The following is a 23156-nucleotide window of genomic DNA, read 5'->3' as shown; positions in this document are numbered from 1 at the left end:
GGGGGGGGGGGGGGGGGTGGGGGCGGGCGGGGGGGGGGCCCGGGGGGGGGGTGGCTGTGGGGGGGGGGGGGGGGGGGGGGGGGGGGCGGTTTGGGGGGGGGGGGGGGGGGGGGGGGGCCCCCCCCCCCCCCCCCCCCCACCCCGCGTTCCTTTTGCTAGCTTCGTAAGGGAGCCCGACGAGACGCGCCGTACCGGGATGCAGGCAAAGACGACGCACCGAGGAAGAGTCGTCCCCCGTCTCGGAAGGTGCCTGTCATGGCCTGGGTTCTGCTGCTCGTCGCCGGTCTGCTCGAGGTCGGCTGGTCGATCGGGATGAAGTACAGCGAGGGGTTCACCCGGCTGGTCCCGAGTCTGTTCACCGGCGCCGGCATCGTCGCGAGCATGGTGCTGCTGTCGTACGCCGCGAAGACCCTGCCCATCGGTACCGCGTACGGCGTGTGGGTGGGCATCGGCGCGGCCGGGGCGGCGGTGCTCGGCATGGTGGTGCTGGGTGAGCCGGTCACCGCCGCCCGGGTGTTCTTCGTGGTCCTGCTGCTGGTCGCCGTCGTGGGTCTGAAGGCGACCAGCGGTCACTGAGCCGTCAGGGCCCGTCACCTTCGGAGATCAGAGACCTCCCGGACCTCCTCCGGGGCCGCCCGCGCCACCGCCCGTGCCGCCGCCGGTGCCACCGCCCGTACCGCCGCCACCGGTGCCCCCGCCGCCGGTCGTCGTGGACCCGCCGGTGGTGCTGGGGTCGGTGGTCGTCCCCGTGGTGCCGGTGGTGCCGCCGGTGGTGTCCGTACCGGTGGTCCCGCCGCCGCCCGTGGTGGTGCCGCCGGTCGTCGTCCCCCCGCCGGCCGTGTTGCCGTCCGTGGTCGTGCCGCCGGTGCCCGGGGTGCCGGTGGTGCCGCCGGTTGCCGGAGTGCTGGCGCCGTCGCTGGGCGTGCCGGTGGTGCCGCCGTTGTCCTGGGCGCCGGTGACGGCCGGCGCGGACGGAGCGGTGGAGCCGGGCGCCTGCGGCTGGTCGGCCCCCTGTTCCAGCTGGAGGTCGAAGTCGGCGGCCGCCTTGCCCTTGAGCGCGTCACGCGTGTACTGCGCCCAGATCTGGGTGGGCGGGCCACCGCCGTTCATCCGCACCTGGCCGAGCGCGCCGTACAGCGGCATGTGCTTGGCCGTCACCGGGTCCTGGCCCATCACGGAGACCACGGTGGCCAGGTCCGGGGTGTAGCCGGCGAACCAGGCGGCGGTGTCGTTCTCCGCGGTGCCGGTCTTGCCGGCCGCCGGGCGGCCCGCCTGGAGCGCGGCGGTGGCGGTGCCGTGGTCGACCACGCTCTGGAGCACCGAGGTGGTGGTGTCGGCTGCCTCCCGGCTGACGGCCTGCTTGGCCGGCTCGTCGGGCAGCGTGACGTCCTCCGTGCCGTCCTTGGTGATCTTCTCGATCAGGGTGTACGTGCCGTGCTTGCCGTGGTTGGCGAGGGTGGCGTACGCCTCCGCCATGTCCAGGACGCTGGCGGTGGCGGTGCCGAGCGCGATGGACGGGTACGGCTGGAGGTCCGGGGTGTCGGCGGGGATGCCGAGGTCGGTCGCGGTCTGCTTGACCTTGGACGGGCCGACGTCGACGGCCATCTGCGCGTACACCGAGTTCACGGACAGGTCCGTCGCCTTGGTGACGGTGATCTGGCCGTACGACTTCTGGTCCTCGTTCTGCGGGGCGTAGCCGCCGCCGCTCCAGCCCTGCACGGGGCGCTCGTTGGTGCCGTCGTACATGGTGTTCGGCGTGATGGTGCGGCCGTCCTGGGTGGTCGAGCCGTTCTGCACCGCGGAGGTGAACACGAAGGGCTTGAAGGTGGAGCCGACCTGGAAGTCACCGCGGGTCGCGCCGTTGGTGTACTGCTTCACGTAGTCGATGCCGCCGTACATCGCGACGACCTTGCCGGTCTTCGGGTCGACGGAGGCACCGCCCGCGCGGACGTAGCTGTCCACCTTGCGGTTCTTCTTGTCCAGCTGGGAGATCAGCTGGTCGTTCACCGCCTTCACGAAGGCGTTCTGCTTGTTCTTCTGGATCGTGGTGGTGATCCGGTAGCCGCCGAGCGCGAGCTTGTCGGGGTCGATGATGTTGTTCGTGGTCAGGTAGTGCTTGACCGCCTCGACGAGGTAGCCGCGCTGGCCGGACAGGCCGGTGGAGACCGTCTGCTCCTTCGGCATCGGGAACTTCAGGCCGGTGCGCTCGGACTGGCTGAGCCAGCCCTTCTTGACCATGCCGTCCAGGACGTAGTTCCAGCGAGCGAGGGCCGCGGACTTGTTCTCCGGGTGGGCGACGACGTCGTACTCGCTGGGCGCGTTGACGAGCGCGGCGAGGTAGGCGGCGCGGGCCGGGTCGAGGTTCTCGGCGTCCACGCCGTAGTAGGCCTGGGCGGCGGCCTGGATGCCGTAGGCGTTGCGGCCGAAGAAGCTGGTGTTGAGGTAGCCCTCGAAGATCTGGTCCTTGGTCTTCTGCTGGTCCAGCTTGATCGAGATGAAGAACTCCTTGGCCTTACGGGTGACCGTCTGTTCCTGGGCCAGGTAGTAGTTCTTCACGTACTGCTGGGTGATCGTCGAGCCGGACTGCTTGCCCTTGCCGGTCGCGGTGTTCCAGGCGGCGCGGAGCATCGCCTTGGGGTCGACGGCGGACTCGCTGTAGAAGTCGCGGTCCTCGGCGGCCAGTACGGCGTGCTGGGCGGCCTTGGAGACCTGCGCGAGGCTCACGTTCTCGCGGTTGATCTGGCCGTCGCGGGCCAGCTGGGAGCCGTCGGCGTACAGATAGACGTTGCTCTGCTTGGTGGCGAGGGCGTTGGCCGGCGGGATCTGGACCATCGAGTAGCCGATGAAGAAGACGCCGATGATCAGCAGTATGCCGACGAGGAAGGTGCCGAGCACCATCTTCCAGGTCGGGATGAGCCGCCGCCATCCGGTCCGCTTGGGCTTCTTGCCCTTCTTCCCCTTCTTGCCCTCCCCGTCGGCGGCGCCACTGAGCACGGCGATCTCGGGCTCGGGGGCAGGGGTGGATCCGGGAGCGCCGGGGGCGGCGGGGGTGCCGGGGCCTCCGGGGGTGCCGGGACCTCCGGGGGTGCCGGGGACGCTGGGCTTACCGGTCGAGCCGGTGGCGCCGGTGGTGCCGGTCGGGCGGGTGGTGCCGGTCGGGCGGGGGGTGCCGGTCGGGCGGGGGGTGCCGGTCGGGCGGGGGGTGCCGGAGGCACCGAAGGCGGCGGCACCCGCGGCACCCGCTGCTGCGGCTCCGGCCGCACCGGCGGCACCCTTGGCTGCCGCTGCTCCTGCGGCACCGGCCGCGGCTCCTCCCGCCGCACCGGCAGCACCCTTGGCAGCACCTGCGGCACCGGCCGCACCTGCGGCACCCTTCGCCGCGGCGGACGCGGCGCCGGAGCCCGCGGAGCGGGGCGCGTTGACGCGGCGCAGGACCTGGGTCGTCTCGGGGGCCTGGCCGGGCGACGGGGCCGGGCTCTTGCCCTGCGCCTTGCCCGGGGTCTGGCCCTGGCCCTCACTGTTGCCCTTGCCTTGGCCCTTGCCCGGTGCCCGGGTGTCCCCGGGCGGCGTGATGCGGCGCAGCACCTGGGTGCTCTCGGCCGACGGCGGCTGCTCGGAGTCGCGCGGGGTCGCCGGGGCGCCCGGCTCGCCGGAACCGGAAGCAGCGCGCGCACCGGCACCCTTGCCGCCGGAGGCAGCGTCGGCGCCCGCACCCTTGCCGCCGCGAGCGGCCTGGCGGGCGCGCGCGATGGAGGCCGTACGGTCCTGGGCCGCGCCGCTCACCGTGCCCGAGCGGTCCTGTCCCGCCGTCTGCCCGGCGTCCGGCCCCTTCCCGGCGTCCGGCGCCTTCCCCTTCCCGGCAGAAGCACCGGCAGAAGCACCGGACGGCTTGCCGGTGCTCTTCGGCCCGTCTGCGTTCTTCGGCTCGCTCGGCTGTGCAGCCCCCTCCGCCTTGTCGGGGGCCGTCTCCTCACGGCCCCCGGGGTTTCCGGGCCCCTCAGCCGGCAGCGGCTTTTCCGGCGCGGCGCCTTCCTTCGGCTGCTGCGGCTGCGGCTCGTCGCTCATGTCGTGCACGGACTCCTGTTTCGCGTCGTACGTTCCCGTACGCCTCGTACGCTTCTGCGCCCCCGGTGTGAAGACTCTCGCACCTGGCGTTCCGTTCCCGGATCCCGGCACACTTCGGGCACAAAATGCGTGGCCGGCCGCCGGGCCTCCGGACTAGGCTCCTGCGCTTCGGTGTCGAGCTGTCCGAGGAGGTCGACTGACATGGGTGCGGGACGGTTGTACGCGGCCGTCGCGGCGGGGGGATTCCGACGGTACGCGACGTATCGCGCCGCCACTGCGGCAGGGGTCTTCACCAACACCGTCTTCGGGCTGATCCTCGTCTACACCTACCGCGCGGTGTGGGACCAGCGGCCGCACCTCGGCGGGTGGGACCAGGCACAGGTCGTGACGTACGTGTGGCTGGGACAGGCGTTCCTGTCGACGCTCGCGATCGGCGGCGGGGGCGTCGAGGGCGAGCTGATGGAACGCATCCGTACGGGGGACGTGGCGATCGACCTGTACCGGCCGGCCGATCTTCAGCTGTGGTGGCTCGCCACCGACCTGGGCCGGGCGCTCTTCCAGCTGCTGGGGCGGGGTGTCGTCCCCTTCCTCTTCGGCGCCCTGTGCTTCCCGATGTACTTACCGACGGACGCCGGCACCTGGATCGCCTTCCTCGTCGCCGTACTGCTCGCCATGATCGTCGGGTTCGGCCTGAGGTACCTGGTGGCGCTCAGCGCGTTCTGGCTGATGGACGGCATGGGGGTGACGCAGATGTCCTGGCTGCTGGGCTACTTCTGCTCGGGCATGCTGCTGCCGCTGAACATCTTCCCGGGGACGCTCGGCGAGGTCGTACGGCTGCTGCCCTGGTCCTCGCTGCTCCAGGCGCCGGCGCAGATCCTGCTGGGGCACGCGGACCCGCTGGGCACCTATCTGTTCCAGGGGGCCTGGGCGGTGGTGCTGCTGGGTGCCGGGCGGCTGCTCCAGTCGGCGGCGACGCGCAGGGTGGTGGTCCAGGGTGGCTGAGCACGTCACCGGCCGGGCGCGGGAGGGGCTGCGGGCCTATCTGCTGATCGCCGCGATGTGGGTCAGGTCCACCATGGCCTACCGGGCCTCCTTCGCGATGACCACCATCGGCAACTTCGCCACGACCTTCCTGGACTTCGTCGCGATCGTGCTGATGTTCTCCCGGGTGCACGCCCTCGGCGGCTGGTCGCTGCCGGAGGTGGCCTTCCTCTACGGCGTCTCCGCGACCGCCTTCGGGCTGGCCGACCTGGTCATCGGGCCGATGGAGAAGCTGGGGGCGCGGCTGCGGGACGGCACGCTGGACACCCTGCTGCTGCGGCCGGTGCCGGTGCTGGCCCAGGTGGCGGCCGACCGGTTCGCGCTGCGGCGGCTCGGCCGGGTGACGCAGGGCGCGCTGGTGCTGGCCTGGTCGCTGACCCGGCTGGAGGTGGACTGGACGCCGCTGAAGGTGCTGCTGCTGCCGGTGATGCTGGTGAGCGGCTGCGGGATCTTCTGCGCGGTGTTCGTGGTGGGCGCCGCCTTCCAGTTCCTGGCGCAGGACGCCTCCGAGGTGCAGAACGCCTTCACCTACGGCGGTACGACGCTGTTGCAGTATCCGCCGACGGTGTTCGCGCGGGAGCTGGTGCGCGGGGTGACGTTCGTGCTGCCGCTGGCCTTCGTCAACTGGCTGCCCGCGGCCTACGTGCTGGACCGGCCGGGTCCGCTGGGCCTGCCGCGGTGGACGGCGTTCCTGTCGCCGGCGGTGGCGGTGGGGTGCTGTGCGCTCGCGGGGCTGGCCTGGCGGGCGGGACTTCGTTCGTACCGGAGCACGGGGAGCTGAGTGGCATGAGTGACTTCATCACGGTGGAGCAGGTGGAGAAGGTCTTCCAGGTCCGCAGGAAGACCGGGTTCCTGAAGCGGGAGCGGCGCGAGGTGCGGGCCGTGGACTCGCTCTCCTTCACGGTGGCGCGCGGGGAGATGGTCGGGTACATCGGGCCGAACGGCGCCGGGAAGTCGACCACCATCAAGATGCTGACCGGGATCCTGACGCCGAGCGGCGGCCGGCTGCGGGTGGCGGGCATCGACCCCTCGCGCGAGCGGCACCGCCTCGCGCACCGGATAGGGGTGGTGTTCGGGCAGCGTACGACGCTCTGGTGGGACCTGCCGCTGATCGACTCCTACCGGCTGGCGCACCGCATGTACCGCATCCCGGAGGCCCGTTACCGGGAGAACCTGGACCGGTGCGTCGAACTCCTGGAGCTGGGCGCCCTGCTGGACGTGCCGGTGCGCCAGCTCTCGCTGGGCCAGCGGATGCGCGGGGACATCGCGGCGGCGCTGCTGCACGACCCCGAGGTGCTGTACCTGGACGAGCCGACGATCGGCCTGGACGTGGTGTCCAAGGCCAAGGTGCGGGGCTTCCTGCGGGAGTTGAACGCGGAGCGCGGCACGACCGTGCTGCTGACCACGCACGACCTGACGGACATCGAGCAGTTGTGCTCGCGGGTGATGGTGATCGACCACGGGCGTCTGGTGTACGACGGCCCGCTGGAGGGGCTGCACGAGGCCGGGGAGAGCGAGCGGACGCTCGTGGTGGACCTGGAGCGGGAGTTGCCGCCGGTCGAGGTGGAGTCGGCCCGGGTGGTGCGGGTGGAGGGGCCGCGGCAGTGGCTGGCGTTCCCCGCCGGCCAGTCGGCGGCCCCGCTCGTGGCGCGACTGGCGGCGGAGTACCCCCTGGTGGACCTGTCGGTCCGGGAACCGGACATCGAGGCGGTCATCGCCCGGATGTACGCGGAGAAGGCGGCGCCGTGAGCCGGGGCGCCGGGCCGGTCAGCTGGTGCAGACCTTGGTCAGTTCCCCGGCCGCGTCGGTCACCGGGCTGAGGTCGGGGGTGCGGTCGCCGTTCTTGAGGGCCGTCCGCACGTTGCCGACGGCCTTGTTCAGGTCGTCGACCGCCTTGTTGACGTCCGCGTTGTCGGTCTTGTCGCCGATCTTCTTCAGATCCTTCTCGATCTGGTCGAGGGCGGTGTCGGCCTGGGTCGGGTCGTTCGAGGCGTTCTCCACGGCCTGCTGGAGGTCGGTGACGCTGTCGGCGACGGAGTCGGCGGTCTGCACGCAGTCCAGGGCCTTGTCGACGGCGTCGCAGCCGGTGGTGAGCCCGGCGGTCAGCACGGCGACGGCCACGGTCGCGGCGATGGCGGTGACGCGGCCCCGGCGTCGGCTGGCGGCCATGATGGTGGTTCCCTCCCCTGGACGGCAGAACGGGCGTACGACACTGGGCCGTACGCCCGTACCGGTAGGACGCCGGTAAGGGTGCGGGGGTTGCGCCGCCGCAGCTCCTTTCCGGTCTCCCCTTCTTCTCTCCCGCCTACTGGGCGAGCGTGGCCTCCAGGGCGGCGCGCTGGAGGGCGGTCAGCTCGGCGCAGCCGGTGACGGCGAGGTCGAGCAGGGCGTTCAGCTCGTCGCGGGCGAAGGGCGCGGCCTCGGCGGTGCCCTGGACCTCGACGAAGCGGCCGTCGCCGGTGCAGACGACGTTCATGTCGGTCTCGGCGCGCACGTCCTCCTCGTAGCAGAGGTCGAGGAGCGGGACGCCGCCGACGATGCCGACGGAGACCGCGCTGACGGTGCCGGTGAGCGGCTGCCGGCCGGCCTTGATCAGCTTCCTGCCCTGGGCCCAGGCGACGGCGTCGGCGAGGGCGACGTAGGCGCCGGTGATCGCGGCGGTGCGGGTGCCGCCGTCGGCCTGGAGGACGTCGCAGTCGAGGACGACGGTGTTCTCGCCGAGCGCCTTGTAGTCGATGACGGCGCGCAGGGAACGGCCGATGAGGCGGGAGATCTCGTGGGTCCGGCCGCCGATCCTGCCCTTGACGGACTCGCGGTCGCCGCGGGTGTTGGTGGCGCGGGGCAGCATGGCGTACTCCGCGGTGACCCAGCCCTCGCCGCTGCCCTTGCGCCAGCGGGGGACGCCTTCGGTGACGGAGGCGGTGCAGAAGACCTTGGTGTCGCCGAAGGAGACGAGGACGGAGCCCTCGGCGTGCTTGCTCCAGCCGCGTTCGATGGTGACCGGGCGGAGCTGTTCGGGGGTACGGCCGTCGATGCGAGACATGCGCATGAGCCTAGTCCCCTATACGGAAGGGGCTCCTCCCGCATCGGGAAGAGCCCCCTCCGGGGTGAGCCGCAGCGGCCCGGGGTGAGCCGGGACGGCTCACATCATGTCTTCGATCTCCGCGGCGATCGGGTCCGCGTCGGTGCCGATGACGACCTGCACGGCGGTGCCCATCTTCACGACGCCGTGGGCGCCCGCGGCCTTCAGGGCGGTCTCGTCGACCAGCGAGGGGTCGGAGACCTCGGTGCGCAGCCGGGTGATGCAGCCCTCGATCTCCTCGATGTTGTCGATTCCGCCGAGGCCGGCGACGATCTTCTCAGCCTTGCTGGCCATGTTCCTTCTCCCTGATCCGAACCGCTTTGTCGCAGTAACCCACAGTTGGCCCATCTTCGCGAGCGGTCATGCCGTCCGTGCCGAATGATGGCGATCACGACAGCGGAACCGTCCGCCAACTGGTCTACACCACCCCGGGGACGGTCGCCAAACCGCGTCCGAGTCGAGTGGCCGGGAGGCGCCCATGAGCGCGGAGAGCGCCAGCAGCTCCGAGAGCACGGTGAGCCCGGCGCGGGAGCGCTGGAACCGGCTGTTCCAGGGGTTGCAGAAGATGGGCCGCAGCCTTCAGCTGCCCATCGCGGTGCTGCCGGCCGCGGGCATCCTCAACCGGCTCGGCCAGCCGGACGTGTTCGGCAAGGACGGTCTGGGCTGGACCAATGTGTCGAGGGTGATGAGCGGCGCGGGCGGCGCACTGCTCGACGGTTCGATCGGGCTGCCGCTGCTGTTCTGCGTGGGGGTCGCGATCGGCATGGCGAAGAAGTCGGACGGCTCCACGGCGCTCGCGGCGGTGGCGGGCTTCCTCGTCTACTACGGCGTGCTGCACCAGTTCCCGCACACCTGCCCGGCGGGAGCCAAGGTCGTGGAGACCGGCTGCCAGGTGGCGGACGGCACGGTGAGCGCCTTCACCTTCCAGAACCCGGGGGTGTTCGGCGGCATCGTGCTGGGCCTGCTGGCGGCCTACCTCTGGGCCCGGTTCCACCGCACCCGGCTGGTGGACTGGCTCGGCTTCTTCAACGGCCGCCGGCTGGTGCCGATCCTCATGGCGTTCGTGGCGATCCTCTTCGCCGTGGTGTGCCTGTGGGTCTGGCCGCCGGTCGGCAGCGCTCTGGAGACCTTCAGCGGGTGGCTGCGGGACGCCGGTTCCTGGGGCGCCGGGCTGTTCGGGGTGGCGAACCGGGCGCTGCTGGTGGTGGGCCTGCACCAGTTCCTGAACGTGCCCATCTGGTTCCAGTTCGGCAGCTACACCAAGCCGGACGGCACGGTGGTGCACGGCGACATCAACATGTTCCTCGCGGGCGATCCGCACGCGGGCCAGTTCACCTCGGGCTTCTTCCCGATCATGATGTTCGCGCTGCCGGCCGCCGCGCTGGCGATCACCCACACCGCCCGGCCCGAGCGGCGCAAGGAGGTCGGCGGTCTGATGCTGTCGGTCGCGCTGACCTCGTTCGTCACCGGCATCACCGAGCCGATCGAGTACTCGTTCCTGTTCATCGCGCCGGCGCTGTACGCGGTCCACGCCCTGCTGACGGGTGTGTCGATGGCGGTGACCTGGGCGCTCGGGGTGCACGACGGCTTCAGCTTCTCGGCCGGTCTGATCGACTACGTGATCAACTGGCAGCTGGCGACGCGGCCCTGGGCCATCGTCCCGCTCGGCCTGTGCTTCGCGGCCGTCTACTACGCCGTGTTCCGCTTCGCCATCACCAGGTTCGACCTGAGGACCCCGGGCCGGGAACCGGCCGAGGACGTCGAGGACGTCACCAAGGTCTGAGGCCTTCCGCCGGGCCTACGGCGCGTAGCCCTTTCGTCGCGGATTTCGTGGTTCCTTATCCCGCCTTCATCGTGCTACAACAGGTCTACACCACTGGGTGGTGTAGACCAGAGACGCTGCCGTCCCCTTCCATGGTTCCCGGGCGGCGCCTTGCCCTTGGAGGAACTTGTGACCACGGCGACCGCCGCTCCCGCGGCCCAGAAGAAGAAGGGCGCCGGAGTGATGGCGGTGCTCCAGCGCATCGGCCGCAGCCTGATGCTGCCGGTGGCCGTGCTGCCGGCCGCCGCACTCCTCGTCCGCCTCGGCAACGACGACATGCTGGGCCGCCCGGACTTCCCGGCCTTCCTGACGAAGATCGCGTCGTTCATGGCGGCCGGCGGCAACGCGATCCTCAACAACATGGCGCTGCTGTTCGCCGTGGGCATCGCGATCGGCTTCGCGAAGAAGTCGGACGGCTCCACGGCGCTCGCCGGGGTCGTCGGCTACCTCGTGTTCAAGAACGTGCTGGGCACCTTCACCGACAAGAGCCTGCCCAAGGTGGCCACGGTCGTCGACGGCAAGATAGTCATGGCCGACGCCCCGGCGGACGCCAAGGTCCTCGGCGGCGTGGTGATGGGCCTCGCGGTCGCGCTGATCTACCAGCGCTTCTACCGCACCAAGCTGCCCGACTGGGCGGGCTTCTTCGGCGGCCGCCGGCTGGTGCCGATCCTGTCGGCCTTCGCGGGCCTGGTCCTCGGCATCGTCTTCGGCTACATCTGGCCCTTCCTCGGCACCGGTCTGCACAACTTCGGCGAGTGGCTGGTCGGTTCGGGTGCCGTCGGCGCCGGTCTCTTCGGTGCCGCCAACCGTGCGCTGATCCCGATCGGCATGCACCACCTGCTGAACTCCTTCCCCTGGCTCCAGGCGGGCGAGTACCACGGCAAGAGCGGTGACATCGCGCGCTTCCTGGCCGGCGACCCGAGCGCGGGCCAGTTCATGACCGGCTTCTTCCCGATCATGATGTTCGGCCTGCCGGCCGCCTGCCTCGCCATCGTGCACTGCGCCCGCCCCGAGCGCCGCAAGGTCGTCGGCGGCATGATGCTCTCGCTCGCGCTGACCAGCTTCGTCACCGGCGTCACCGAGCCGATCGAGTTCACCTTCATGTTCATCGCGCCGGCCCTGTACGCCATCCACGCGGTGCTCACCGGTGTCTCCCTGGCGCTGACCTGGGCGCTGGGCATGAAGGACGGCTTCGGCTTCTCGGCCGGTGCGATCGACTTCTTCCTGAACCTGGGCATCGCGCACAACCCGTGGGGCCTGGCCCTGGTCGGCCTCTGCTTCGGCGCGGTCTACTACGTCGTGTTCCGCTTCGCGATCACCAGGTTCAACCTGCCCACGCCGGGCCGGGAGTCGGACGAGGAACTCGCCGAGCTCCAGAAGGCCGAGGCCAAGTAAGGCCCTCGGACAACCCCGTCAGAACCGGAATTCCCCGGGCCGCCTCAGCGCGGCCCGGGGAATTCCCGCTTCCACACCCCTAGCCGGGCTCAGACCTCGTAGCTGGCCCGCGGTACGGCCAGATCCACCGGCCCGGAGTACACCGCGCGCGCGTCCCGCAGGTTGATCTCGGGATCGGTCCACGGCGGGATGTGCGTGAGCAGCAGACGGCGCGCCCCCGCGCGTGCCGCCGTCTCCCCCGCCTCGCGCCCGTTGAGGTGCAGGTCGGGGATGCTCTCCTTGCCGTGCGTGAACGCGGCCTCGCACAGGAACAGATCGGTGTCCCGGGCCAGCTGGTCCAGCGCCTCGGTGACGCCCGTGTCGCCGGAGTACGTCAGCGACCTCCCCGCGTGCTCGATCCGGATGCCGTACGCCTCCACCGGGTGCCGGACCCGCTCGGTGTGCACGGTGAACGGTCCGATCTCGAAGGTGGACGGCTTGACCGTGCGGAAGTCGAAGACCTCGCTCATGGAGGAGGCGGAGGGGGTGTCGGCGTAGGCCGTGGTCAGACGGTGTTCGGTGCCCTCGGGGCCGTACACGGGGATCGGTGCGCAGCGGCCGCCGTCATGGCGGTAGTAGCGCGCCACGAAGTAGGCGAGCATGTCGATGCAGTGATCGGCGTGCAGATGGCTGAGGAAGATGGCGTCGAGGTCGTAGAGACCGCAGTGGCGTTGCAGCTCGCCGAGGGCGCCATTGCCCAGGTCGAGCAGCAACCGGAAGCCGTCGGCCTCGACGAGGTAGCTCGAGCAGGCCGAATCCGCGGACGGGAACGACCCCGAGCAGCCGACGACGGTGAGCTTCATGAAGCAGAAACCTCCGTTGGCGGGAAACGATGCGGGCGGGGGTGCGGACTGACGGTGGTCGTGCGGTCCGTCGAGCGTAAGGCGGGAAAGCGCGGGTCGCTCCTTTGCCAGGGGCCGTTGTGGGCGAACTCACCTGTGCTGTCACCGGTTCGGCTGGACGTGGGGCGCATCAGGTTCGGCAGAGGGCGCGCGGGGCGTGCCGCGCGCCGGTAACGTCGTGTGTATGGACACGTCCTGGTGGCTGGCGCTCGCGGCGGTGGTGCTGCTCGCGCTGGTCGCCACGCTCGTCGACGGCTGGGGCCGCGGCCGCCGGGCCGCCGCGCGGCACCTCAGGCCGCCGGGCCGGCCGGGCACCCGCGCGCCGCACGCCCTGCGGCCGGCCCCCGGGGACATCTGGTGGGCGAACGTCCCCTACGAGGACCGGCCCGGGCTGAAGGACCGGCCCTGCCTGGTGCTGACGGTGCGGGGCGACCGGGCCACGGTCGCGAAGATCACCAGCAAGTACCGCGACGAGCGGGCCGGGGTCATCCCGCTGCCGCCCGGCGCGGTCGGCGACGCCGGGGGCCGGCCGAGCTTCCTGGAGACGGACGAGCTGCGCGAGGTGCCGTTCGGTCACTTCCGGCGCCGGGTGGGCGTGGTCGACCCGGTCCTGTGGGACCAGGTACGGCACCTGGCCGGTTAGCGGACCTCGACCGTCACCGTCCAGGACTGGATCCCCTTGCAGGAGACCTGGCCGGGGTCGGTGGACTGGGGGCACAGGGGGCGGGTGGAGGTCAGCTTCTCCGTGCCGGCGGCCACCGCCTGGAAGGCGGCCGTGGCGTCGCCCGGCTGGATGACGAACCCGGTGTTGATCGCCTTCAGCGCGGTGCCGCTCGCCATGACCGGCTTCCACGGCCGGGTCTTGGTGCCGTCCAGCGTGATCCGCACCTCGCCGCCCTTGGCCACACAGACGGTACGGCCGCTGTCGGCCGCCTTCAGTTCCACCTGGCCCGCGCAGCCGGTGCCGCTCGCGGTCGGCGAGGAGTGCACCTTGCCGCTGCTCGCGGTGTCCTTGCCGCTCTGGGAGCCGCAGCCGGCGAGGAGCAGGGCCGTTGCTCCGGCGAGGACGCAGAGGGTCGTACGGCGCATGGGGGTTCTGCCTTTCTGCTGTGGCCGGACGACCGGCCGCCTGGTGCAGATGTGACGTACCACCGGCGCAAAAGGATCCCGCACGCGGAAGGTTTCCTTCCGCGTGCGGGACCGGGTCACTGCTCCGTATGGCTCAGCCGGTCGTCAGGGAGGTGTCGTCCACGACGAAGCTGGTCTGGAGGGAGGAGTCCTCCACGCCGTTGAACTTCAGGGTGACCGTCTGGCCCGCCAGCGAGGACAGGTCGAAGGTCTTCTGCACGTAACCGGAGGAGGCGTCGACGTTCGAGTACGTCGCCAGGGTGGTCGAACCGGCGGTCACGGTCAGCTTGTCGTACGCGGTGCTGCCCGTCTCGGCGGTGTCGATGTGCAGGTAGAAGCTCAGCGTGGCCTTGCAGCCGGCCGGGATGGTCACCGACTGGGACAGCGTGTCGGTGTGGGCCGAGCCGTAGCCGTTCAGCCAGGCCTTGTAGGAGCCGCCGTGGGCCGCCTCACCCGTGTCGTTGGTGATGACGCCGCTGGAGCCGGTCCAGCCGGTGCTGCCCGACTCGAAGCCCGGGTTGGCCAGCAGCTGCGAGGACGAGCAGCCGGAGCCGGAGGAACCGACGGTCCAGGTGAAGGAGGTGGAACCGGTGGCGCCGGTGGAGTCCTTCGCGGTGACCGTCACCTGGTAGGTGCCCGCGGTGGACGCGGTGCCGGAGATCAGGCCGGTCGAGCTGTTGATGGACAGCCCGGTCGGCAGGCCGGTGGCGCTGTAGGTCAGGGCCGCGCCCGCGCTGTCGGTGGCCTTGATCTGGAGGCTGGCCGAGCCGCCGGTCGTGGTGGACTGGCTGCCGGGGTTGGTGACCGTCACTGTGTTGCCGGTGCTCGTGCCGGAGGTGAAGGCGGCGGTGCCGTTCGGGGTGCCGTAGCCGGTCGGGCCGTCGTAGCCGGTCTCGGCGGTGCAGAAGTACGCCGTGGAGCAGGAGCCGTTGGAGCCGCTGGTCACGTCGTACAGGTTGCCGGTGTGCTGGTAGGGGTACTTCGCCGGGTAGTCGGCCGAGCCCGGGGTGCCCGCCAGGGCGTAGACGCCGGCGATGATCGGGGCGGAGGCGCTGGTGCCGCCGTAGACCGCCCAGCCGGAGCCGCCGAAGGTGTCGTAGACCGCCACACCGGTGGCCGGGTCGGCGACCGCGGAGACGTCGGCCTCCATCCGCTTGGAGCAGCCGGTGTCGGTCTGCCAGCTCGGCTTCGGGTCATAGGCGGAGCAGCCGGAGCCGGTGCCCTCGGTGGAGCTGGTGTGCCAGACGGACTCGCTCCAGCCGCGCGAGGTCGAGGACTGGGTGAGCGCGGTGCCGCCGACGGCGGTCACGTACTGCGAGGTCGCCGGGTACTCGGCGCCGTAGGCGGAGTCGCCCGCGGAGACGGTGATGGCGACACCCGGGTGCTTGAAGTACTGGGTGTCCTCGCTGGTCTGCGTGGAGGACTCGGAGCCGCCCCAGCTGTTGGAGACGAACTTGGCGCCGAGCGCGACGGCCTCGTTCTCGGCGATGCCGAGGTCGGTGTCGTTGGCGGAGTTGGCCTCGACCAGGATGATGTTGCAGTTCGGGCAGGTGGCGCTGACCATGTCGAGGTCGAGCGCCTCCTCGCCGGCCCAGCCGGTGTCGTTGGTCGGCAGCGAGGTGGTGGAGCCGGTCTGGCTGACCTGCTTGAAGCAGCCGTTGGCCTTGGTGCAGGCGGACAGGCCGTAGGTGGAGCGGTAGGTGGCCAGGTCGGCCTCCGCGTTCGGGTCGTTGAACGCGTCGACGATGGCGACCGTCATGCCCGAACCGGCCGTGGTGGGCAGGTTGTAGGCGCTGTGCAGGTTGGCCGGGGAGAGGCCGGAGGGCGTGGCGGCCGCGACGGCGTTGGCCAGGCGCTGCTTGATGTCGGTGCGGCGCTGCGCGAAGCAGGACGCGTGACCCGGCTCGGCGGTGGCGCACAGGTGCTGGGTGGGCACCTTCTGGCCGGCCTTGCCGGTGGTGTGGAAGGTCTGCCGCTTCGGGTCCGTCAGGGCCTTGGCGTTCTGCGTGACCTTGGTGGTGTGCGGGTGCGCCGTGACGGGCTGGGCGCCGGCGGTCGGCGCCGCGACGAGCCCGGTGACGGTGAGGGCGAGCGCGGGGAAGGCGACGGCCAGAGCTCTTCGCAGGTTCTGTCCGCGCCCGCGCGGGCGTGACTCACGCATGGGGTACTGCCTCCATGGGGAAGTGGGGTTTCTCGCACTGGGTGGGCAGGCCCGTGACGCGCGTGCGGCGGCGAACCGCGCAGTCATGAGCATGACACTCACAGACGCCCCGAAATGTCGGTGAACGTGACATGTCAGGGTGCGGTCAGGAACGTATCCGTGGCCCCGGCTTCACCGGCAGTGCCCAAAGCATTTCTTTGCTTCACCATAGGAAGCGCTTAGCCCCCTCATAGGCATCCCAAGAGGGGGCTGAAGCGGGGCGGTCCGGGGCCGGCTAGGCCCAGAGCTGGCCCTGGAGGGTCTCGATGGCCTCTTCCGTGGTGGCCGCGGTGTAGACGCCGGTGGAGAGGTACTTCCAGCCGCCGTCGGCCACGACGAAGACGATGTCGGCGGACTGCCCGGCCTTGACCGCCTTCTTCCCGACACCGATCGCCGCGTGCAGGGCGGCGCCGGTGGAGACGCCCGCGAAGATGCCCTCCTGCTGGAGGAGGTCCCGGGTGCGGGTGACCGCGTCGGCCGAGCCGACCGAGAAGCGGCTGGTCAGCACGGAGGCGTCGTACAGCTCGGGGACGAAGCCCTCGTCGAGGTTGCGCAGGCCGTAGACAAGGTCGTCGTAGCGCGGTTCGGCGGCGACGATCTGGATGTCCGGCTTGTGCTCGCGCAGATAGCGGCCGACGCCCATCAGCGTGCCGGTGGTGCCGAGGCCCGCGACGAAGTGGGTGACGGAGGGGAGGTCCGCGAGGATCTCCGGGCCGGTCGTGGCGTAGTGGGCGCCCGCGTTGTCCGGGTTGCCGTACTGGTAGAGCATCACCCAGTCGGGGTGCTCGGCGGCCAGCTCCTTGGCCATGCGCACGGCGGTGTTGGAGCCGCCCGCGGCCGGCGAGGAGATGATCTCGGCACCCCACATGCCGAGCAGGTCGCGGCGCTCCTGGGAGGTGTTCTCCGGCATCACGCACACCATGCGGTAGCCCTTGAGCTTGGCGGCCATGGCCAGGGAGATGCCGGTGTTGCCGGAGGTGGGCTCCAGGATGGTGCAGCCCGGGGTCAGCCGGCCGTCCTTCTCCGCCTGCTCGATCATGTGCAGCGCGGGGCGGTCCTTGACCGAGCCGGTGGGATTGCGGTCCTCCAGCTTCGCCCAGATCCGGACGTCGGCGGACGGCGAGAGCCGCGGCAGGCGCACCAGCGGGGTGTTGCCCACCGCGGCCAGCGGGGAGTCGTAGCGCATCGCTGACCGTGGACCGATCAGCGCATGCCGCCGGCGACGGCCGGCAGGATGGTCACGTTGTCGCCGTCGGACAGCTTGGTCTCGATGCCGTCCAGGAAGCGGACGTCCTCGTCGTTCAGGTAGACGTTCACGAAGCGGCGCAGCTGGCCGCCGTCCACGATGCGGGCCTGGATGCCCGCATGCCGGGTGTCGAGGTCGGCGAACAGCTCGGCGAGGGTGTCCCCCTGGCCCTCCACCGCCTTCTGACCGTCGGTGTAGGTGCGGAGGATGGTGGGGATGCGGACCTCGATGGCCATGGTCGCGGGCTCCTGTCAAAGGTGTCGTCGGAACGGCGGGCTCGGTACGTCAGCAGCGGGCACGCACCACAGTCACAGAACGATGGGCTCATCGTATCGATTCCCGAACCCGGTCCCGGAATGTGATCCCACATGACGGACGAAAACCGACCGACTGGTGAGATCAGTAGGCCTCCACCACCGTGACCTCCTCCTCGGTCACCTCTCCGTCCACGATCCGGAACGAGCGGAACTGGAACTCGCCGAGGCCGTCGGTGTCGGCGGTGGACACCAGGACGTAGTGCGCGCCGGGCTCGTTGGCGTAGGAGATGTCGGTGCGCGAGGGGTAGGCCTCGGTCGCGGTGTGCGAGTGGTAGATGACCACCGGCTCCTCGTCGCGGTCGTCCAGCTCGCGGTAGAGCCTGAGCAGGTCGCCCGAGTCGAACTCGTAGAAGGTGGGCGACATGGCCGCGTTCAGCATCGGGATGAAGCGCTCCGGGCGGTCCGAGCCCGCCGGCCCCGCGACGACGCCGCACGCCTCGTCGGGGTGGTCCTTGCGGGCGTGGGCGACGATCTGGTCGTGCAGGGCCTGGGTGATGGTCAGCATGTCGGCCAGGATAAGCAAAGGGGCCGTCCCGTACCGAGGGATGGTACGGGACGGCCCACATGCCGGACGCCCTGAGCGGCGGCCGGCGAGGATGCCACGAGTATCCTCGCCGGCCGGACGTCCCTTTCCGGTGGCCTCGATGCGGCTCAGCGCTTGCTGAAGGCCGCCGCCTCGGGGTTGCGGCGCTTGAGCACCGCGTACGCCACGCCGAGGATCGCGCCCCACAGCGGGGCACAGTACAGCGACACCCGGGCGTCCTTGTCGATCCCCATGAGCACGATCACCATGAGGATGAACAGCAGGGCGAACACGCTGGTGTACGGCGCTCCGGGCGCCCGGAACGCGCTCTGCGGCAGCTCGCCATGGTCGGCCTTGGCCCGGTAGCGGAGCTGGCAGAGCAGGATGACGATCCAGGCCCACATGCCGGAGATGGTCGCGAAGGAGACGACGTAGTCGAACGCCTTGCCCGGCCACTGGTAGTTGATCCAGACGCCGACCAGCATCAGCGCGGCGGAGAAGGTGGTGCCGACGAGCGGCGTGCCGCTGCGGGTCAGCTTGGTGAAGACCTGCGGGCCCTGGTTGTTGAGGGCGAGGTCGCGCAGCATCCGGCCGGTGGAGTACATGCCGGAGTTGCAGGAGGACAGCGCGGCCGTCAGGACGACGAAGTTGACGATGCCGGCGCCGGCGGCCAGGCCCATCTTCTGGAAGGCGGCCACGAAGGGGCTCACACCCGGCTGGAAGCTGGTCCACGGCACGACCGACAGGATCATGATCAGCGCGCCGACGTAGAACACGGCGATCCGCCAGGGCACGGTGTTGATCGCCTTGGGCAGCACCTTCTCGGGGTCCTTGGACTCGCCCGCGGTCACACCGACCAGCTCGACGGCGAGGAAGGCGAACATGACCATCTGGAGGGTCATCAGCGTGTTGCCGACGCCGTGCGGGAAGAAGCCGCCGTCGTTCCACAGGTGGGCCACGGAGGCGGTGTCGCCGGCGTCGGAGAAGCCGATCGTCAGGATGCCGGCGCAGATCAGGATCATGCCGATGATCGCGGTGACCTTGACCATGGAGAACCAGAACTCCAGCTCGCCGAAGAGCTTCACGGAGATCAGGTTGGCGCCGTAGAGGACGATCGTGAAGACCAGGGCCGAGATCCACTGCGGGATGTCGAACCAGTACGTCATGTACTTGGCCGCGGCGGTGACCTCGGTGATGCCGGTGACCACCCAGAACAGCCAGTACGTCCAGCCGGTGACAAAGCCCGCGAAGGGGCCGATGAACTCGCGCGCGTACTCCGAGAAGGAGCCCGACACCGGGCGGTACATCAGCAGTTCGCCGAGGGCGCGCATGATCAGGAAGATGACGACGCCCGCGATGGCGTACGCCAGGATCAGACTGGGTCCGGCCTTGGAGATGCCCTTGCCCGCGCCGAGGAACAGGCCGGTGCCGATGGCACCGCCGATGGCGATCATCTGGATCTGCCGGGACCCGAGTCCGCGGTGGTACCCCTCGCCCGCCTCGCCGTCCGTGACCTGCACGGCCTCATTGCCGTCGTGTTGCCGGTCGACCTGCGCTGAGGTCATGTGTGGTGCGCCTTTCTCCATGCCGACCCGGGCCTTTGCGTCGGCCCCGGATCGGGTCTCGATCCCCCCGGATTGCTGGAGCTGTTGCCTGGCCGACGGTCGTCGGCTCGGTGGCGCACCCGGCCGAACGTGGGTGGTGTTGGCCGGGCGGTCGTGAAGATGTATCACGGCCGCAAGAGTGATCACACGAAGGCGATGTGACGCACCGCACAGGGAAAAGCGGACAAAGAACGCTCGAGCGCGACAAACCAGGCCGCAACGGTGACGGGATCGTTATCCGGATTTGAGTGTCCGCTGAGCGAACATCCGTGCACCGGAAGATTCCGTTCCGTATCGGGACAGGCAGACGCCCGCCGCCTTCTCGCAGCAGGGTCCGCCGTTACGGCAGCAGCGTCGCCACCAGGGTCTCCTGGAGCCCGCCGAGCCACAGGTACGCCATGACCATCGGCTTGCGCGGGTCCTCGTCCGGGAGCCGGTAGAGCAGGTCGGTGTCGTCCTCGGCGGTGATCTCCAGCCGGGCGCCGATCGCCAGCCGCAGGTCGTTGAGGGCACCGAGCCACTGCCGGGACTCCGCCGGGGACAGCTTCAGCACCGCCCCGCTGTCGTCCACCGGCGCCAGCGCGTCCAGGGTGCGGATCACCGCCAGCGCGTTCTCCCGCTTGCCGGCCCGGAGGTCGTTCTCGGTGAAGCGGCGGAACTCGGCCGAGTGGGCGCGCCGCTCCTCGATCTCGCCGGGCGAGTCGGGCACCTTCTCCGGGTCGCTGTAGGCGTCCGGGAAGAGTCTGCGCAGCACCGGGTCGGCGGGCGGCTCGCTCGGCCCCTCGGCGAACAGCTCGGCCAGCGGATCGTCGGAGGCGTCGGCGCCCGGCCCGGGGCCGATCAGCTCCAGGAGCTGGACGGCCAGCGACCGGATGATGGAGACCTCGACGTCGTCGAGCGCGACGGCCGCGCCGCCGCCGGAAAGCGGTTCGAAAAGTCCGGGCATGTAAGTGGCTTCGCTACTTCCGGTCTTGCTGGAGGGTGGCCCACAGGCCGTAACCGTGCATCGCCTGCACGTCGCGTTCCATCTCCTCGCGGGTACCGCTGGAGACGACCGCCCGGCCCTTGTGGTGGACGTCGAGCATGAGCTTGGTGGCCTTGTCCTTGGTGTAGCCGAAGTACGTCTGGAAGACGTACGTCACATAGCTCATCAGGTTGACCGGGTCGTTGTGCACGATCGTCACCCACGGGACGTCGGGTTCGGGAACGGCGAATGCCTGTTCCGCCGACTCGGTGCGTTCGATCTCCAGGGGCGCGGGTGACGTCACACTGCCCATGCTGCCACGGAGCTTCGAAATCGTCACACCGACGAAAAGGGAGTATGCTCCTTGGTCATGAACACAGCGGACCTTGGGCTGCCGGTGGATGTTCCCTCGACGGCGCTCTTCACGGACCAGTACGAGCTGACCATGCTTCAGGCCGCGTTGAAGGCCGGTACGGCCGAACGGCGGAGCGTGTTCGAAGTCTTCACCCGGCGGCTGCCGGAGGGGCGCCGCTACGGCGTCGTGGCCGGCACCGGACGCGTCCTGGACGCGGTGGAGAACTTCCGCTTCGACGCCGGTGTCCTCGGCTTCCTGGGCGAACGGAAGATCGTCGACGAGGAGACCCTGAACTGGCTCGCCGACTACCGCTTCACCGGTGACATCTGGGGCTACCCCGAGGGCGAGGTCTACTTCCCGGGCTCCCCGATCATGCGCGTCGAGGGCAGCTTCGCCGAGTGCGTGCTGCTGGAGACCGTGATCCTCTCCATCCTCAACCACGACTCGGCGATCGCGGCCGCCGCCTCCCGCATGGCCTCGGCCGCCGGGGACCGCCCGCTGATCGAGATGGGCGCCCGCCGCACCCACGAGCTGGCCGCCGTCGCCGCCGCGCGCGCCGCCTACGTGGGCGGCTTCGCGACCACGTCCGACCTGGCCGCCGGCTTCCGCTACGGCATCCCGACCGTGGGCACCTCCGCGCACGCCTTCACCCTGCTGCACGACCGGGAGCGCGACGCCTTCCAGGCCCAGGTGAACACCCTCGGCCGGGGCACCACCCTGCTGGTCGACACCTACGACGTCACCGAGGCGGTGCGTACGGCGGTGGAGGTGGCCGGGCCCGAGCTGGGCGCGGTCCGCATCGACTCCGGGGACCTGCTGCTCGTCGCGCACCGGGTGCGCCAGCAGCTGGACGAGCTGGGCGCCACCGACACCAAGATCGTCGTCACCTCCGACCTGGACGAGTACGCCATCGCCTCGCTCGCCGCGGCGCCGGTGGACGCGTACGGCGTCGGCACCCAGCTGGTGACCGGCTCCGGGCACCCCACCTGCTCGATGGTCTACAAGCTGGTCGCCCGCGCCGACTCCGCCGACCCCGGGGCCCCGCTGGTGCCGGTCGCGAAGAAGTCGAGCGGGGGCAAGGCGTCCGTCGGGGGCCGCAAGTGGGCGGCGCGCCGGCTGGACGCGGACGGGGTGGCCGAGGCGGAGGTCGTCGGCACCGGCCCGGTACCGCCGGAGCTGGCCGACCGCCAGCTGCTGGTGGAGCTGGTCAAGGGCGGTGAGGTCGTGGCGCGCGAACCGCTGGACGTGCCCCGGGAGCGGCACATCGCCGCCCGGGCGAACCTCCCCCTCTCGGCGACCCAGCTCTCCCGCGGAGAAGCCGTCATCCCGACGGAATACCTGCCGTCGCGCTCGGGTAGCTGAAGCCGGACCGACGCCCGCCCCCGCCGCACCCCTCCCGCACCGGCCCGCAAGTCTCTAGGCTCAGACACTTAACCCAATAGTCGAAGGACACCACCATGCGCCGCGCGTTGATCGTCGTAGATGTGCAGAACGACTTCTGCGAGGGAGGCAGCCTCGCCGTGGCCGGTGGTACGGACGTGGCCGCCGCCATCACCGAGCTGATCGCCCAGGCGGGCGGCACCGGGTACCGGCACATCGTCGCCACCCGTGACCACCACATCGCCCCCGGCGGCCACTTCGCCGACAACCCCGACTACGTCCACTCCTGGCCGGCGCACTGCGTCGCCGGCACGGAGGGCGTCGGCTTCCACCCGAACTTCGCGCCCGCCGTCGCCTCCGGCGCGGTGGACGCGGTGTTCGACAAGGGGGCCTACTCGGCGGCGTACAGCGGCTTCGAGGGCGCGGACGAGAACGGCACCCCGCTGGCCGAGTGGCTGCGGGCCCGGGAGATCGACGAGGTGGACGTGGTGGGCATCGCCACGGACCACTGCGTGCGGGCCACCGCCCTGGACGCCGCCCGGGAGGGCTTCCGCACCCAGGTGCTGCTGGACCTGACGGCCGGGGTGGCCCCGGCCACCACCGAGCGGGCCCTGGAGGAGATGCGCGAGGCGGGCATCGAGCTGACCGGCAAGCCGGTGGTCAACGCGTAACCACCGGTGCCCGGAGCAGCGCCCTGATCGGGTGCCACAGCTCCCCGGGGTTGACACCGTTGTCGGTCCGCCATATCAGGCCGTCCGGGTGGTGCAGCACCGCCGTGATCTCGTCCGGCGTCGGCGGTGCCGCGTTGCCGCGCAGATAGACCGCGCGCAGCCCCAGGTTGCGGAGCCTGGTCAGGGCCCGCGCCCGGTTGCGGGCGTGCACGAGTACCCGTACGCCGACGGCGCCGTGGGGCAGGTTCAGCGCCACCACGACCATGCCGTTCGGCAGCTTGCAGAAGCCTCCTGCGGCCATCCGGTCACATCCCCGTTTCGGTCGGTGTCAATAAGCGAGTCACAGGACGCACCTAAACACGATCGGGGGGGCCCCCCCCCGGGGGTTGGGGCCGTAGATTTTTTTGCGTGGGGTTATAACGGTAATTTTTTGTGGGGGGGCGATGGTACGAGATAGTGGATGCGGGCGTTTGGGCCGGTGT

23 protein-coding genes and 1 riboswitch are annotated in these 23156 nt (G+C 70.6%); of the genes, 9 read left to right on the top strand and 14 right to left on the bottom strand.

What is annotated here, in order from left to right:
• Positions 1-143 precede the first annotated feature (143 nt).
• Positions 144-218, top strand: a riboswitch (guanidine-III (ykkC-III) riboswitch).
• A 37-nt stretch (positions 219-255) separates the two neighbouring features.
• Positions 256-576 carry a DMT family transporter gene (locus tag ACFVIU_RS18615; RefSeq protein ID WP_385843649.1) on the top strand — a complete coding sequence of 107 codons (321 nt, stop codon included), beginning with the start codon at positions 256-258 and terminating at the stop codon, positions 574-576.
• Positions 577-603: 27 nt separating this feature from the next.
• On the opposite strand, the gene ACFVIU_RS18610 is transcribed toward ACFVIU_RS18615, so the two are convergent.
• Positions 604-3000 carry a transglycosylase domain-containing protein gene (locus tag ACFVIU_RS18610; protein WP_385843850.1) on the bottom strand — a complete coding sequence of 799 codons (2397 nt, stop codon included), beginning with the start codon at positions 2998-3000 and terminating at the stop codon, positions 604-606.
• A gap of 1266 nt (positions 3001-4266) precedes the next feature.
• On the opposite strand from ACFVIU_RS18610, the gene ACFVIU_RS18605 reads away from it, so the two are divergent.
• From ACFVIU_RS18605 to ACFVIU_RS18595, 3 genes are read left to right on the top strand one after another with little or no spacing between them, the layout of a single operon-like run.
• Positions 4267-5067, top strand: a complete 801-nt coding sequence (locus tag ACFVIU_RS18605; protein ID WP_385843647.1) for an ABC transporter permease — start codon at positions 4267-4269, stop codon at positions 5065-5067.
• Positions 5060-5887: an ABC transporter permease gene (locus ACFVIU_RS18600; protein WP_385843646.1), complete on the top strand. Its 828-nt coding sequence runs from the start codon at positions 5060-5062 to the stop codon at positions 5885-5887. The genes ACFVIU_RS18605 and ACFVIU_RS18600 overlap by 8 nt, the downstream gene beginning before the upstream one ends.
• Positions 5888-5892: 5 nt before the next feature.
• Positions 5893-6855, top strand: a complete 963-nt coding sequence (locus ACFVIU_RS18595) for an ATP-binding cassette domain-containing protein (protein ID WP_385843645.1) — start codon at positions 5893-5895, stop codon at positions 6853-6855.
• Positions 6856-6873: 18 nt separating this feature from the next.
• Here the strand turns inward: ACFVIU_RS18595 and ACFVIU_RS18590 are convergent, their stop codons facing one another.
• The 3 genes from ACFVIU_RS18590 to ACFVIU_RS18580 form a co-directional block, all read right to left on the bottom strand.
• Positions 6874-7275: a hypothetical protein gene (locus tag ACFVIU_RS18590; protein WP_385843643.1), complete on the bottom strand. Its 402-nt coding sequence runs from the start codon at positions 7273-7275 to the stop codon at positions 6874-6876.
• Positions 7276-7411: 136 nt separating this feature from the next.
• A complete protein-coding gene (gene rph / locus ACFVIU_RS18585) occupies positions 7412-8149 on the bottom strand; it encodes a ribonuclease PH (protein WP_385843642.1) in 738 nt (245 codons plus the stop codon).
• A gap of 99 nt (positions 8150-8248) precedes the next feature.
• Positions 8249-8482, bottom strand: coding sequence for a glucose PTS transporter subunit EIIB (locus ACFVIU_RS18580; RefSeq protein WP_385843640.1), 234 nt, complete (start codon positions 8480-8482; stop codon positions 8249-8251).
• A 184-nt stretch (positions 8483-8666) separates the two neighbouring features.
• Between ACFVIU_RS18580 and ACFVIU_RS18575 the strand changes: the two genes are divergently transcribed.
• Both ACFVIU_RS18575 and ACFVIU_RS18570 read left to right on the top strand, forming a co-directional pair.
• Complete coding sequence (locus tag ACFVIU_RS18575) at positions 8667-9971, top strand: PTS transporter subunit EIIC (RefSeq protein ID WP_385843639.1); 1305 nt, start codon at positions 8667-8669, stop codon at positions 9969-9971.
• Between the two features lie 168 nt (positions 9972-10139).
• Entirely contained in the window at positions 10140-11405 is a 1266-nt protein-coding gene (locus ACFVIU_RS18570) for a PTS transporter subunit EIIC (RefSeq protein ID WP_385843637.1), read from the top strand.
• Between the two features lie 89 nt (positions 11406-11494).
• Here ACFVIU_RS18570 and ACFVIU_RS18565 read toward each other — a convergent pair whose 3' ends face one another.
• Positions 11495-12247 carry an MBL fold metallo-hydrolase gene (locus tag ACFVIU_RS18565; protein ID WP_385843636.1) on the bottom strand — a complete coding sequence of 251 codons (753 nt, stop codon included), beginning with the start codon at positions 12245-12247 and terminating at the stop codon, positions 11495-11497.
• Positions 12248-12470: 223 nt separating this feature from the next.
• On the opposite strand from ACFVIU_RS18565, the gene ACFVIU_RS18560 reads away from it, so the two are divergent.
• The gene (locus ACFVIU_RS18560; RefSeq protein ID WP_385843634.1) at positions 12471-12929 is read left to right on the top strand and encodes a type II toxin-antitoxin system PemK/MazF family toxin; all 459 of its coding nucleotides are present in this window, start codon (positions 12471-12473) and stop codon (positions 12927-12929) included.
• Here ACFVIU_RS18560 and ACFVIU_RS18555 read toward each other — a convergent pair.
• The 8 genes from ACFVIU_RS18555 to clpS form a co-directional block, all read right to left on the bottom strand.
• Complete coding sequence (locus ACFVIU_RS18555) at positions 12926-13375, bottom strand: hypothetical protein (RefSeq protein WP_385843633.1); 450 nt, start codon at positions 13373-13375, stop codon at positions 12926-12928. The two genes, ACFVIU_RS18560 and ACFVIU_RS18555, sit on opposite strands and share 4 nt — an antisense overlap.
• 133 nt (positions 13376-13508) lie before the next feature.
• Positions 13509-15575, bottom strand: coding sequence for a putative Ig domain-containing protein (locus ACFVIU_RS18550; RefSeq protein ID WP_385843632.1), 2067 nt, complete (start codon positions 15573-15575; stop codon positions 13509-13511).
• A 274-nt stretch (positions 15576-15849) separates the two neighbouring features.
• Positions 15850-16800: a PLP-dependent cysteine synthase family protein gene (locus ACFVIU_RS18545; protein ID WP_385843630.1), complete on the bottom strand. Its 951-nt coding sequence runs from the start codon at positions 16798-16800 to the stop codon at positions 15850-15852.
• Between the two features lie 17 nt (positions 16801-16817).
• Positions 16818-17096: a MoaD/ThiS family protein gene (locus ACFVIU_RS18540; protein WP_385843629.1), complete on the bottom strand. Its 279-nt coding sequence runs from the start codon at positions 17094-17096 to the stop codon at positions 16818-16820.
• Between the two features lie 163 nt (positions 17097-17259).
• A complete protein-coding gene (locus ACFVIU_RS18535; RefSeq protein ID WP_385843627.1) occupies positions 17260-17682 on the bottom strand; it encodes a Mov34/MPN/PAD-1 family protein in 423 nt (140 codons plus the stop codon).
• A 146-nt stretch (positions 17683-17828) separates the two neighbouring features.
• Complete coding sequence (locus ACFVIU_RS18530; protein ID WP_385843625.1) at positions 17829-19265, bottom strand: amino acid permease; 1437 nt, start codon at positions 19263-19265, stop codon at positions 17829-17831.
• 379 nt (positions 19266-19644) lie between these two features.
• The gene (locus tag ACFVIU_RS18525) at positions 19645-20250 is read right to left on the bottom strand and encodes a DUF2017 domain-containing protein (RefSeq protein ID WP_385843624.1); all 606 of its coding nucleotides are present in this window, start codon (positions 20248-20250) and stop codon (positions 19645-19647) included.
• A gap of 13 nt (positions 20251-20263) precedes the next feature.
• On the bottom strand, positions 20264-20581 hold the full coding sequence (clpS, locus tag ACFVIU_RS18520) for an ATP-dependent Clp protease adapter ClpS (protein WP_385843623.1): 318 nt from the start codon (positions 20579-20581) through the stop codon (positions 20264-20266).
• Positions 20582-20638: 57 nt separating this feature from the next.
• Between clpS and ACFVIU_RS18515 the strand changes: the two genes are divergently transcribed.
• Together ACFVIU_RS18515 and ACFVIU_RS18510 are read left to right on the top strand one after the other, a co-directional pair.
• Positions 20639-21985, top strand: a complete 1347-nt coding sequence (locus ACFVIU_RS18515; protein WP_385843622.1) for a nicotinate phosphoribosyltransferase — start codon at positions 20639-20641, stop codon at positions 21983-21985.
• A gap of 95 nt (positions 21986-22080) precedes the next feature.
• Positions 22081-22674 (top strand): nicotinamidase, encoded by a 594-nt coding sequence (locus ACFVIU_RS18510; protein WP_385843621.1) that lies wholly within the window; start codon positions 22081-22083, stop codon positions 22672-22674.
• On the opposite strand, the gene ACFVIU_RS18505 is transcribed toward ACFVIU_RS18510, so the two are convergent.
• A complete protein-coding gene (locus ACFVIU_RS18505) occupies positions 22664-22975 on the bottom strand; it encodes a hypothetical protein (protein ID WP_385843619.1) in 312 nt (103 codons plus the stop codon). The genes ACFVIU_RS18510 and ACFVIU_RS18505 overlap by 11 nt on opposite strands.
• Positions 22976-23156 lie beyond the last annotated feature (181 nt).

The sequence above is a fragment of the Streptomyces sp. NPDC127190 genome, from assembly GCF_042672505.1.
Classification (GTDB): Bacteria; Actinomycetota; Actinomycetes; order Streptomycetales; family Streptomycetaceae; genus Streptomyces.
Note: the sequence above shows the minus strand (reverse complement) of the source record. Positions and strands in the feature narration are given on the sequence as shown.

What these genes read in the sequence shown, in the direction of transcription:
- ACFVIU_RS18615 (WP_385843649.1), top strand. Translation starts at nt 256, where the DNA reads ATGGCCTGGGTTCTGCTGCTCGTCGCCGGTCTGCTCGAGGTCGGCTGG.
- ACFVIU_RS18605 (WP_385843647.1), top strand. Translation starts at nt 4,267, where the DNA reads ATGGGTGCGGGACGGTTGTACGCGGCCGTCGCGGCGGGGGGATTCCGA.
- ACFVIU_RS18595 (WP_385843645.1), top strand. Translation starts at nt 5,893, where the DNA reads ATGAGTGACTTCATCACGGTGGAGCAGGTGGAGAAGGTCTTCCAGGTC.
- ACFVIU_RS18590 (WP_385843643.1), bottom strand. Translation starts at nt 7,275, where the DNA reads ATGGCCGCCAGCCGACGCCGGGGCCGCGTCACCGCCATCGCCGCGACC.
- rph (WP_385843642.1), bottom strand. Translation starts at nt 8,149, where the DNA reads ATGTCTCGCATCGACGGCCGTACCCCCGAACAGCTCCGCCCGGTCACC.
- ACFVIU_RS18580 (WP_385843640.1), bottom strand. Translation starts at nt 8,482, where the DNA reads ATGGCCAGCAAGGCTGAGAAGATCGTCGCCGGCCTCGGCGGAATCGAC.
- ACFVIU_RS18575 (WP_385843639.1), top strand. Translation starts at nt 8,667, where the DNA reads ATGAGCGCGGAGAGCGCCAGCAGCTCCGAGAGCACGGTGAGCCCGGCG.
- ACFVIU_RS18565 (WP_385843636.1), bottom strand. Translation starts at nt 12,247, where the DNA reads ATGAAGCTCACCGTCGTCGGCTGCTCGGGGTCGTTCCCGTCCGCGGAT.
- ACFVIU_RS18560 (WP_385843634.1), top strand. Translation starts at nt 12,471, where the DNA reads ATGGACACGTCCTGGTGGCTGGCGCTCGCGGCGGTGGTGCTGCTCGCG.
- ACFVIU_RS18555 (WP_385843633.1), bottom strand. Translation starts at nt 13,375, where the DNA reads ATGCGCCGTACGACCCTCTGCGTCCTCGCCGGAGCAACGGCCCTGCTC.
- ACFVIU_RS18550 (WP_385843632.1), bottom strand. Translation starts at nt 15,575, where the DNA reads ATGCGTGAGTCACGCCCGCGCGGGCGCGGACAGAACCTGCGAAGAGCT.
- ACFVIU_RS18545 (WP_385843630.1), bottom strand. Translation starts at nt 16,800, where the DNA reads ATGCGCTACGACTCCCCGCTGGCCGCGGTGGGCAACACCCCGCTGGTG.
- ACFVIU_RS18540 (WP_385843629.1), bottom strand. Translation starts at nt 17,096, where the DNA reads ATGGCCATCGAGGTCCGCATCCCCACCATCCTCCGCACCTACACCGAC.
- ACFVIU_RS18535 (WP_385843627.1), bottom strand. Translation starts at nt 17,682, where the DNA reads ATGCTGACCATCACCCAGGCCCTGCACGACCAGATCGTCGCCCACGCC.
- ACFVIU_RS18530 (WP_385843625.1), bottom strand. Translation starts at nt 19,265, where the DNA reads ATGACCTCAGCGCAGGTCGACCGGCAACACGACGGCAATGAGGCCGTG.
- ACFVIU_RS18525 (WP_385843624.1), bottom strand. Translation starts at nt 20,250, where the DNA reads ATGCCCGGACTTTTCGAACCGCTTTCCGGCGGCGGCGCGGCCGTCGCG.
- clpS (WP_385843623.1), bottom strand. Translation starts at nt 20,581, where the DNA reads ATGGGCAGTGTGACGTCACCCGCGCCCCTGGAGATCGAACGCACCGAG.
- ACFVIU_RS18515 (WP_385843622.1), top strand. Translation starts at nt 20,639, where the DNA reads ATGAACACAGCGGACCTTGGGCTGCCGGTGGATGTTCCCTCGACGGCG.
- ACFVIU_RS18510 (WP_385843621.1), top strand. Translation starts at nt 22,081, where the DNA reads ATGCGCCGCGCGTTGATCGTCGTAGATGTGCAGAACGACTTCTGCGAG.
- ACFVIU_RS18505 (WP_385843619.1), bottom strand. Translation starts at nt 22,975, where the DNA reads ATGGCCGCAGGAGGCTTCTGCAAGCTGCCGAACGGCATGGTCGTGGTG.